Source organism: Amycolatopsis sp. NPDC051061, from assembly GCF_040682935.1.
GTDB lineage: Bacteria > Actinomycetota > Actinomycetes > Mycobacteriales > Pseudonocardiaceae > Amycolatopsis.
The window spans coordinates 62535-73106 of sequence record NZ_JBFBBZ010000046.1 but is presented as its reverse complement, the minus strand read 5'-3'; the positions used below and the strand labels follow the sequence as shown (position 1 = coordinate 73106).

At 71.4% G+C, this 10572-nt stretch carries 9 protein-coding genes; 6 read left to right on the top strand and 3 right to left on the bottom strand.

The window, feature by feature from the left end; genetic code table 11:
• The coding region (locus tag AB0N03_RS41245; protein WP_364384394.1) for an integrase core domain-containing protein at positions 1-188 on the top strand (188 nt) is incomplete at its 5' end.
• Here the strand turns inward: AB0N03_RS41245 and AB0N03_RS41240 are convergent.
• Positions 185-538, bottom strand: a complete 354-nt coding sequence (locus AB0N03_RS41240) for a PASTA domain-containing protein (RefSeq protein ID WP_364384405.1) — start codon at positions 536-538, stop codon at positions 185-187. The genes AB0N03_RS41245 and AB0N03_RS41240 overlap by 4 nt on opposite strands.
• Before the next feature lie 72 nt (positions 539-610).
• On the opposite strand from AB0N03_RS41240, the gene dgt reads away from it, so the two are divergent.
• The 5 genes from dgt (at position 611) to AB0N03_RS41215 (ending at position 8272) form a co-directional block, all read left to right on the top strand.
• The gene (dgt, locus tag AB0N03_RS41235; RefSeq protein ID WP_364384391.1) at positions 611-2182 is read left to right on the top strand and encodes a dGTP triphosphohydrolase; all 1572 of its coding nucleotides are present in this window, start codon (positions 611-613) and stop codon (positions 2180-2182) included.
• Positions 2183-2488: 306 nt separating this feature from the next.
• Positions 2489-5365: a S8 family serine peptidase gene (locus tag AB0N03_RS41230; protein WP_364384388.1), complete on the top strand. Its 2877-nt coding sequence runs from the start codon at positions 2489-2491 to the stop codon at positions 5363-5365.
• A 104-nt stretch (positions 5366-5469) separates the two neighbouring features.
• The gene (locus AB0N03_RS41225; protein ID WP_364384385.1) at positions 5470-6120 is read left to right on the top strand and encodes an acVLRF1 family peptidyl-tRNA hydrolase; all 651 of its coding nucleotides are present in this window, start codon (positions 5470-5472) and stop codon (positions 6118-6120) included.
• Positions 6121-6256: 136 nt separating this feature from the next.
• Positions 6257-7885, top strand: a complete 1629-nt coding sequence (locus AB0N03_RS41220) for an ABC-F family ATP-binding cassette domain-containing protein (RefSeq protein ID WP_364384382.1) — start codon at positions 6257-6259, stop codon at positions 7883-7885.
• Positions 7886-8062: 177 nt separating this feature from the next.
• A complete protein-coding gene (locus AB0N03_RS41215; RefSeq protein ID WP_003071237.1) occupies positions 8063-8272 on the top strand; it encodes a helix-turn-helix domain-containing protein in 210 nt (69 codons plus the stop codon).
• Here the strand turns inward: AB0N03_RS41215 and AB0N03_RS41210 are convergent, their stop codons facing one another.
• Both AB0N03_RS41210 and AB0N03_RS41205 read right to left on the bottom strand, forming a co-directional pair.
• On the bottom strand, positions 8273-9562 hold the full coding sequence (locus AB0N03_RS41210) for a glycosyltransferase 87 family protein (protein ID WP_364384402.1): 1290 nt from the start codon (positions 9560-9562) through the stop codon (positions 8273-8275).
• An 86-nt stretch (positions 9563-9648) separates the two neighbouring features.
• Positions 9649-10500 carry an LLM class flavin-dependent oxidoreductase gene (locus AB0N03_RS41205; RefSeq protein ID WP_364384379.1) on the bottom strand — a complete coding sequence of 284 codons (852 nt, stop codon included), beginning with the start codon at positions 10498-10500 and terminating at the stop codon, positions 9649-9651.
• Positions 10501-10572: the final 72 nt, after the last annotated feature.

Here is a 10572-nt window from a genome sequence, read left to right as displayed (position 1 = left end):
AGGTGGAGCGATTCAACCGCACTCTGCTCGACGAATGGGCCTACAACCAGCCCTATCGCACCGAGACCGAACGCCGCGACGCCTTTCCGGGCTGGTTGCACACCTACAATCACCATCGCGGCCACACCGCACTCGCTGGCAAACCACCCGCCAGCCGCGTCCCCAACCTCACGGGTCAATACACCTAGCGGTCGTCGTACTTGACCGCCGTCAGGGTGATCACCGCGTCGGCCGGGACCTCGGTGCCGGCCGCCGGGTCCTGGCCCGTCTGGACCCAGTTGCGGTCGATGACCAGCATCCGGCCCTGGCCGGTGCCGTCGACCTCGCGCAGGTTGTAGAGCCCGGCCTTCTGCATCGCGTCCTGGGCGTCCTGGTGGTTCAGGCCGGAGACGTCCGGGACCTTGACCCGCTTGGCCGGCTCCGAGGTCGAGGTCGAGGTCGAAGTGCGCGTCGAGGTCGAGGTCGTCGTGCCCGGGTCGCCGGGCGGGGTGCCGCACGCGACCAGGGCGAATGCGAGTGCTGCCAGCGTCGTGACCATCGCTCGGGACATGTCCGTGGGGTACCCACGCGCCTGCCCGCCGTTCGGGTGAAGCCGGATAGGGTCGGGCGCATGGATCAGGGCAGCGAGCAGACCGACCCGAGGGTGGTGCGGCGGGACCCCGTCACCAACTCCGGCGGGTTCACCGACCTCGCGACCAGCCCGTTCCGGATCGACCGCGATCGCATCGCCGCCTCGCCCTTCTTCGCCCGTCTCGGCGGGGTGACGCAGGTGGTCAGCGCCGGCGGCGCCGGGCTGCTGCACAACCGGCTCACCCACAGCCTGAAGGTCGCGCAGGTCGCGCGCGCCATCGCCGAGCGGATCACCACCGGGGCCGACGCCGGCCTGGCCGACAAGCTGGGCGGCTGCGACCCGGACGTCGCCGAGGCCGCCGCGCTCGCCCACGACCTCGGGCACCCGCCGTTCGGGCACCTCGGCGAGCAGACGCTCGACCGCATCGCCCGCCACCGCTTCGGCTTGGCCGACGGCTTCGAGGGCAACGCCCAGACGTTCCGCATCATCACCACGACCGACGTGCGCGGGCCGTCGGCGATCGGGCTCGACCTGACCACGGCGGTGCGCGCGGCCGTCCTGAAGTACCCGTGGCTGCGGCTGCACCACCCGGCGCCGCACCCGTCCGCGATGGCCGTGCCGCCGCGCGGCGCGGGCGAGCCGGAGTCATCGCCCGGCACCGGCGCGGCCAAGTTTTCCGCCTACGCCACCGAACTCGACGACTTCGAGCAGGCGCGCGCGGCGTTCGCGGGACGCGTCGAAGGCTGGCAGCAGACCGTCGAGGCGTCCGTGATGGACACCGCCGACGACATCGCCTACGCCATCCACGACCTGCAGGACTTCCACCGCATCGGCGTCCTGCAGCACGCGCCGGTCGCGGCGGAGCTGGGGGAGTGGCTCGAGCACGCGGGCGAGCTGGCCGCGCTGGACGACGAGACGCTGCACGCCGAGTTGCGCCGCCCGGGCCGCTCCCTCGAACGCGTCCGCCGCCGCATGCACGGCAAGGACGCGTGGATCGTCGACGACGACGCGTTCGCGGCCGCGGTGGCGCGGGTCCGCGCGGAGCTGGTCGACGGCCTGCTGGCCGCGGAGTTCGACGGCTCGATCGAAGCCGAGCAGGCGACGGCGGCGTTCTCGGCGAACTGGACCGCGCGGCTGGTCGACGGCGTGTTCGTGCTGGCGTCGCCGTCCACCCGCACCGGCCACGTTTCGCTGCGCCCCGCGCAGTGGCACGAGGTCCAGGTGCTGAAGTTCGTGCACCGCCGGTTCGTGCTGCTGCGCCCGGACCTGGCGTTGCACCAGCGCGGGCAGGCGGGCGTGGTCTCGAGCCTGGTCGACGCGCTCGACGCGTGGCTGCTGGACCGCGACGAGGTGTCGCGGCTGCCGCGGCGGCTGCACGACCTGGTGGAGCTGGCGCACGCGGAGTACGCGGGGCTGGCGCGCTCGGCGCCGGAACTGCTCGTCGGGGCGACGGGGGAGCCGGTGTCCGGGCCGGACGCGGTGCGGGGGCTGGCCCGGGGCCGGGCGGTGGTGGATTTCGTGGCTTCGCTGACGGACAAGCAGGCGGTGACCCTCTTGGACGCTCTGTCCGGGCGGGCCGCGCAGCCGTGGTCGGACTCGTTCGTGTTGTGATCGACGGCTGTCCGGTTCTTGTCCGATCCGGTAATCCCGTGCAGTGGTATCGCTTGACGCGGCTGGTCCGTTTCGTTCGTCCTGTAACGGTTGTGCGGTTCCGCTGAACGGCCTACGACTTACGGTCCATTCAGGAAATTCCCCATCCGATGTCACTCGAACGGCCGCTGCTTACCGGGAACTCACGGTACTTAGCTTGATCCTGCCGGTGATCACCGGCGTCGGTCAGCGTGAGTCGGGGCACGCGCCTGGAGATATCGGAGGGCGCACGTGCGTCGTACCCGTTCCACGAGATCGAGATCCACTGTGCTGACCGCCGGGGTCGCGGCGCTGCTCGCCGCCCTCGGCCTCGTGTCGCCGCCCGCCGCGGGCGCCGCCACCGCGTCCACACCGGACGCTTTCACCGAAATCGCGCAACAGCAGATCGCCGCCCTGCAGGCGGTCAAGGCGGGCCGCACCGCCGCCGAGTCCAAAGTGGACAGCAATCTGCTCGCCGCCCAGAAGGGCGTGACCAAGCAGCTGAACGCGCTGCAGTCCGGGGCTCAAGTCTCTCCGGCCGGGACCGTCCTGGTCGACATCCGCGCGAGCAAGGTCTCGCCGGACCTCATCTCCGGGCTGACCAAGGCCGGGGCGGGCATCCGCGCGGTGTCCGACCGGTACGCCAGCGTCCGCGCCGAGGTCCCGCTGAACCAGCTCGCCGCCATCGCCGCCCGCGGCGACGTCAAGCGCGTCGAGCAGGCCGATCAGGCCATGACCGCCCGCGAGCCGGCCACCCCGGCGACGACGCCGGCCAAGACCGAAACCAAGCAGCAGAAGGCCGACCGCATCGCCGGCGAGCTGCAGAAGGCGGTTTCCGCCAAGTCGCAGCGCAGCGCCGCCGCGGCCGCCACCCTGACCAGTGAAGGCGACCGCGCCCACAACGCCGACATCGCCCGCCAGCAGTTCGGTGTCACCGGCGTCGGCGTCAAGGCGTGCGCGCTGTCGGACGGCGTCGACTCCCTGGCCGCTTCGCAGGCCAAGGGCGAGCTCCCGCCGAACGTCGACGTCATCGCCGGGCAGGAGGGCGACGGCGACGAGGGCACCGCGATGCTCGAGATCATCCACGACCTCGCGCCCAACGCCGCGCTCGGCTTCGCCTCGGCGTTCAACTCCGACGCCAGCTTCGCGGACAACATCCGCAAGCTGCGCTTCGAGTCGCACTGCGACGTCATCGTCGACGACGTCATCTACTTCAAGGAATCCCCGTTCCAGGACTGGATCATCGCCCAGGCCGTGAACGACGTGACCGCGGACGGCGCGCTGTACTTCTCGTCGGCGGGCAACGAGGGCAACGTCCTCGACGGCACCGCCGGGCACTGGGAAGGCGACTTCGTCGACTCCGGCAAGTCCGTCGGCAAGTTCGCCGGCACCGCGCACAACTTCGCGGGCGCCGCGGGCAATCAGATCTACGAGCCCGTCTCGGACGCCTCTTCGGCCGGCGTCCCGGTGACGCTGCACTGGTCGGACCCGCTCGGGCACTCGGCGAACGACTACGACCTCTACCTGCTCAACTCCGCGGGGGCCGTGGTCAGCTTCAGCCAGAACGTCCAGGACGGCACGCAGGACCCGTACGAGATCCTGCAGACGCCGGCCTTCGGCGGCACCGGGCTGCGCCTGGCCGTCGTGAAGTTCTCCGGTGAGGCCCGCTACCTGTCGCTGTCCGCGCTGCGCGGCCGGTTCAAGGACTCGGCGGACGGTCTCAAGGCCTACAACACCCCGGGCGTGACGGTCGGCCACTCGGCCGCGCGGAACGCCTTCAGCGTCGCGGCCACCCCCGCGGCGGCGGCGTTCGGCCGGCCCCTCGAGCCGGGTGACCCGGCCAACCCGACCGGTCCGTTCCCGGGCTCGTTCAGCAGCACGTCGAAGGCCGAGCGGTTCAGCTCCGACGGCCCGCGCCGCGTGTTCTACGAGGCCGACGGCACCCCGATCACCCCGGGCAACGTGTCTTCGACCGGTGGTGAGGTCCGGAACAAGCCGGAGATCACCGCGGCCGACGGCGTGAAGACCAGCGTCACCGGCTTCAACCCGTTCTTCGGCACCTCGGCCGCCGCTCCGCACGCCGGGGCGATCGCGGCGCTGGTCCTCTCGGGCAACCCCGGCCTGCCGCCGGCGGAGGTCCGCGAAGCGCTGATCAACACCGCCGTCGACATCGAAACCCCGGGCCGCGACAACGTCACCGGTGCCGGTGTCATCCTCGCGGACAAGGTGCTCGCCTACACCGGGGCCAGCCCGCAGCCCCTCGTCGTGGCCAAGCAGCCGACGGTCACCCCGGCCGACGGCGGCTCCGCGCTCGACCCGGGCGACACCGCCAAGGTCACCCTCCCGGTGACCAACGACGGTGACGGCACCGCCGTGTCCACCAGTGTCGTGCTCACCAGCCCGACCCCGGGGGTCACCGTGGCGCCGCGGTCCAAGTCCTACGGCACCATCAGCCCGGGACAGACCGGCGTCAACGACTTCACCATCACCGTCCCGGCGACGCAGCAGCTCGGCGCGCCGGTCGTCCTGAACGCCCGCGTCAGCTTCGCCGGTGCGCACTCGCCGACGACGTCGACGTTCTCGCTGCCGGTCGGCACCCCGTCGCCGGTCGCGCAGAACTTCGCCTACGCCGGCGCTCCGGTGGCGATCCCGGACAACAGCCCGGTCGGCGCGTCGGTGACCATCCCGGTCACCGCGGTCGGCCGCGCGTCCAAGGTGGCGTTCTCCGTGGACGGTGCCACGTGCAGCACCGACACCGCCTCGACCACCGTGGGACTGGACCACACCTACGTCGGCGACCTGGTCGGCACGCTGACCGCGCCCTCCGGGGCGAAGGCGACGGTGTTCCAGCGCAACGGCGGCTCCGGCAAGAACCTGTGCCAGGTCGTCTTCGCCGACACCGCCGCGGCCGCGTTCAGCACGGTGACCTCGGCCAACGCGCCGTTCACCGGCACGTGGCGGCCGACGCAGCCGCTGACCGGTGGCCTCACCGGCGCGGCGGTCGACGGCACGTGGACGTTCGGCGTGGTCGACGCGGCGGGCGGCGACGTCGGCTCGATCCGCTCGGTCGCCCTGCACATCAACGGGTTCGTGCAGCCCCCGGCGGCCGGCGCGCCGTCGAACGTGCGGGGTTACACGAACAACGGGCCGGTGCACCCGCTGTAAGGACCAAGCGCCCCAATGTGGCCTTCGGTGCGTCTGACGCACCGAAGGCCGCCTTGGGTGCGTCAGACGCAACCAAGGCCACATTGGGGCGCTACCTTCTGACCATGGCGAAGGCGCGGCAGGTCGCGGGCGGCGGGCGGGCCGTCGAGGTCCCGCCGGAGCGTCTGAGTGGCTGGTTCGAGCGGTTCTCGGCGTCGCACGGCGGGATCGTCGCGACCGAAGCCGCGCCGCTCGAAGTCCGCGTGACCGCGGCCGACGGCACCACCGCCACCGCGACCGTCCCTTTCGGACCGCTCGAAGAACCGTCCCTCGACGCCCTCGTGGCGCACGCGCTGGTGCCCCGGCGGATCGCGCTCGTGCTGGTGCGCCTGGGCGGGCACAGCGTCGGCATCGCGCGCGAAGGCCGGGTCGAGCTGTCGCGCACCGACCACCACCTCGTGCAGGGCCGCTCCGCCGCGGGCGGCTGGTCGCAGCAGCGCTTCGCCCGGCGTCGCGCCGGCCAGGCACGGCACGCGCTGCAGGACGCGGCGCGGGACGTCTTCGAGGTCCTCGTCCCCCGGCTGTCCGAAGTGGACGCCGTCGTGCTCGGCGGCGACCGGCGGGCGCTCGACGCCCTGCGCGAGGACCGCCGGCTGGCCCCGCTGTTCGCCCGTGCGGAGCCGCGCGTGCTGGAGGTCGGCGAGCCGAGCCGGGCCGTCCTCGGCGAGGCCGCCGTGCGGGCGCTGTCGGTGCAGGTCACGCTGCGCGACGGGTGAATCCGCACACGTCCGGAAAATCCGCTGGACCCCGGCCCGTACACTGGGGTCCGTGGATATCCAGCTGGAGTGACGCCGTGGCCGACCGGCCGCCCGACGCTGTCCTCCGTCCACCCCCTTTCCACGGGAGTTTCTCTTGATCACGGCCACCGGCCTTGAGCTGCGCGCGGGTTCGCGCATCCTGCTCGACGGCGCCTCCATCCGCATCCAGTCCGGCGACCGCATCGGTCTCGTCGGCCGCAACGGCGCGGGCAAGACCACGTCGCTGAAGGTTCTCGCCGGCGAAGGCGAGCCACACGCGGGCGACGTCCGCCGCACCGGCGAGCTCGGCTACCTGCCGCAGGACCCCCGCGAAGGTGATCTTTCGGTCACCGCGAAGGACCGCGTGCTGTCCGCGCGCGGCCTCGACAAGCTGACGCGCGACATGGAGAAGGCGCAGGCCTCGATGGCCGAGCTCGTCGACGACGCCGCGCGCGACAAGGCCATCGACCGCTACGCCCGGCTCGAGGAGCGGTTCTCCTCGCTGGGCGGGTACGCCGCGGAGAGCGAAGCCGCGCGGATCTGCTCGAACCTCGGCCTGGCCGACCGGATCCTGGCGCAGACCTTGCAGACGCTGTCCGGCGGGCAGCGCCGCCGCGTCGAGCTGGCGCGGATCCTGTTCGCCGCGGCCGAAGCCGGCGCCGGCGGCAAGTCCGAGACGATCCTGCTGCTCGACGAGCCGACCAACCACCTCGACGCGGACTCCATCAACTGGCTGCGCGGGTTCCTCAAGCAGCACGACGGCGGCCTGGTCGTGATCAGCCACGACGTCGAGCTGCTGGCCGACGTCGTCAACAAGGTGTGGTTCCTCGACGCCACCCGTAGCGAGCTCGACCTGTACAACATGGGCTGGCAGCGCTACCTCGACGCCCGCGCCACGGACGAGAAGCGCCGCCGCCGTGAGCGCGCCAACGCCGAGAAGAAGGCGTCGGCGCTGCAGCAGCAGGCCGCGAAGCTCGGCGCGAAGGCGACGAAGGCCGTGGCGGCCAAGAACATGGCGCGCCGCGCGGAGCAGATGCTGTCGGCGCTCGACGAGACTCGGGTGGCCGACAAGGTCGCCCGGATCAAGTTCCCGGAGCCCGCGCCCTGCGGCCGGACCCCGCTCACCGCGGAAGGCCTCTCCAAGTCGTACGGCTCACTGGAAATCTTCACCGGGGTCGATCTGGCTATCGACCGCGGTTCGAAGGTTGTCGTACTCGGGCTGAACGGTGCGGGAAAGACCACTTTGCTCCGGCTCCTCGGCGGAATGGAAACTCCGGACACCGGCGGCATCGTGCCGGGTCACGGAATGCGTTTGGGCTATTACGCTCAGGAACACGAAACTCTTGATCATGATGCGTCGGTGTGGGAAAACATCCGACATCTCTCACCGGACACCGGTGCTCAGGAGTTGCGGAACCTGCTCGGCTCGTTCCTCTTCACCGGCGAACAACTCGACCAGCCCGCCGGCACGCTTTCCGGCGGCGAGAAGACCCGGCTCGCGCTCGCGAGCCTGGTCTCCAGCGCTGCCAACGTCTTGCTCCTCGACGAGCCGACCAACAACCTGGACCCGGCCAGCCGTGCGCAGGTCCTGGACGCTTTGCGCAGCTTCGCGGGCGCCGTCGTCCTGGTCACGCACGACCCCGGCGCGGTCGAGGCGCTGGAGCCCGAGCGGGTCATCCTGCTGCCCGACGGCACCGAGGACCACTGGTCGGCGGACTATCTGGAACTTGTCCAGCTTGCGTGACTCTGTGCGTCCATTCGGGTGCAAGATCGTTGCGGCCCGGCACTGGAATGGCCCAATGTGATCGCAGTTTCGGCTGTTTTACGTCTGTCGTCTGGCATTCCGGCGCTCAGTGTTCGATCATTGCCCCGGCAGGGGTCGAATGTGGCCCAGAACACTCTCGGCGGGAAGGCGATCGACGTGGCTGATCTCAAGAAAGGCGCGCGGATCACCGGCAACACGCGCGACAAGCTGGCCGCTGACCTGAAGAAGAAATACGAGAAGGGCTCGAGCATCCGGGCCCTCGCGGAGTCGACGGGCCGGTCCTACGGGTTCGTGCACCGGGTGCTGTCGGAGTCCGGAGTCCAGCTGCGGGGGCGCGGCGGGGCCACGCGGGTCAAGAAGAAGTAGTCACGAGCTGCTGCGCGGGGGGCGCGCAGCGGAAGTTTCGGCCACGCGGAACGTCAGGTGGGCCCCCAGCAGGATCAGCGGGTACACCAGGTAGCCGTACCGGGTGGCCGGGGTGAGCAGGATCAACGCGCCGAGTCCGACGGCGATGCGCAGGACTGCGCCGGAGCCGTTCGCGGGGGGCCGGCGCACCAGCCAGCCGACCATGGCCACGGCCGCGGCGCCGACGAGCGCGAACGCCGCCACCTGGCCCACCGGGCCGATCTCGGCGATCAGGTGGCCCGGCAACGGGCTCGCCGCGGGCGACCGCACGGCGCCCATCCCGAGCGGGAACCGGAAGACGTGCTCCACGAACGCCGCCGGGTCCACGAGGTACACGGGCAGGTGCAGCGCGGCCGTGGTGGCCACCAGCGCCGAGGCGAACCGCCCCACCGCCGGCCAGTCGAGCCCTGTTTTGTGGCTGACCCCGCCCCGGCGTACCAGTACGAACACCGCCAGGACCGCGGCCGCGGGCGCCACGATGAGCTTCGCGCTGATCACCAGCGCCAGCACCAGTCCCGACCAGGCGACCTTCCCGCGTGCGGCGAGCGCGCACGCGAGCACCAGCAGCCCGACGATCGCCAGGTCCGGCCCGGCGACGGCCCAGGTCAGCGCGGTGAGCGGGCAGGCCAGCGCGAGCTGGGCCGCGCCGACCGGAACCTTCGGCCACTTCAGCAGCTTCAGCGTGCCCAGCACGCACGCGCAGGCGGCCAGGGCGAACATCCAGCGGGCGTCGGTGAGCGCGTCGCCCAGCGGGGTGCCGCCGAACACCGCGCGCGGCAGGCCGAAGACGGCCATGACCGGGCCGTAGGGGGTGTAGTCGTTGACTTCCGGTGCCCGGCCGAGCGCGGTGACGTCGACGTACGGGGTTCCGTGGTGCAGCAGCAGATCCGCGGACCGCTCGATCACCCAGACCTCGGGCTGCGCGGCCCACGAGAACGGCGTGATCAGCCAGTCCACTCCGGTCAGGCGGCGGATCACCAGAAGCGCCAACGGAAGGATCATTGCCAACAAGGCGATCACGGCGATCGCGCACCAGCGTGAACCCGGTAGTCCGCGCGGCGTAAGGCCCTTGCGTGCGGACAGCAGCAGCCACGCGCTGTGCAGCACGCCGAAGCCGTACGCGACCGAGGCGAAGTTGCCCCAGACGCGGTAGCCGTAGAACTCGGAGACGAGCGCGGTGGGCAGTGCGAAAGCCAGGCAGGCGAGGTAAAATCCCACGTCCCAGCGCAGTGCGGCGGGGTCTCTGGTGATCGCGGGCGCGGTGAAGAGCCGTGCCGCGCGCCGCCATGCGGGCGCCCGGCCCACCTCCGTTCCCACCGCGTCAGGCTACCGAGGGCTCAGCCGAGCGCTCGCAGGCGGGGGAGCAGGTCCGCGGCGGCTTCGGCCGCCTTGACGACGTCGTCGTGACCGGTCGGCATCAGGACCAGCTCGGTGAAGCCCGCCTCGACGTAGCTCCGCGCGAGCCGCACGGCACCGTCCGGATCGGACGGCAGCCGGAACTGCACGGCGCGGCGGACTGTCGCCGGATCGCGGCCGGCCGCCGCGCAGTGCTCGTCCAGCACGCGCGAAAGCCGCCGCAGTTCGGCGATTCCCGTGCCCGGCAGGGCCGCGTTGAGCCAGACGTCGGCGTGCTCGGCGACCACGCGCAGGCCGAGCTTCTCGCCGCTGCTGCCCAGCCACAGCGGTGGCTTCGGCTGGCGGGGCTTCGGATCGCTGAGCGCGCCGGTCAAGGTGTAGTGGCGGCCGCGGTAACCGGTTTCCGCGCGAGTCCACAGCAGACGGAGGATTTCGCAGGTCTCGGCCAGCCTTTCGACGCGTTCGACCGGTCGTGGCGTCGGCGTGCCCATCATCGCGTCGGTGTACGCGTCGCCGCCGGCGCCGAGGCCGACGTCGAGCCGGCCGCCGGAGAGGTGGTCGACCGTTGCGGCGATCTTCGCGAACGTGCCCGGGTGGCGGTTGGTGTTCCCGGAGACCAAACATCCGATGCGCACCCGCTTCGTCGCTTCGGCCATCGCCGCGAGGAGGGTCCAGCCGTCGAAGACGTCGCCGGTGCGGTCCGGGCCCATCGGGGCGAGGTGGTCGAAGACCCAGCAGCCGTCGAAGCCGGCGTCGTCGGCGATGGCCCAGATCTCGCGGAGCGCGGCGATGCCGATGTGCTGCTGGGGTGGCTTGAGCCCGACGGTGACCATGATGCTCTCCTGATTATCAGTATGGCAAATCATCAGTAAAACTGACGATCAGCTTAAGTGTAGAGTTCTCGC

Bases quoted from the DNA above. Each gene is read 5' to 3' on its own strand.
- dgt (WP_364384391.1), top strand. From the start codon at position 611: ATGGATCAGGGCAGCGAGCAGACCGACCCGAGGGTGGTGCGGCGGGAC.
- AB0N03_RS41225 (WP_364384385.1), top strand. From the start codon at position 5,470: ATGGCGAAGGCGCGGCAGGTCGCGGGCGGCGGGCGGGCCGTCGAGGTC.
- AB0N03_RS41240 (WP_364384405.1), bottom strand. From the start codon at position 538: ATGGTCACGACGCTGGCAGCACTCGCATTCGCCCTGGTCGCGTGCGGC.
- AB0N03_RS41205 (WP_364384379.1), bottom strand. From the start codon at position 10,500: ATGGTCACCGTCGGGCTCAAGCCACCCCAGCAGCACATCGGCATCGCC.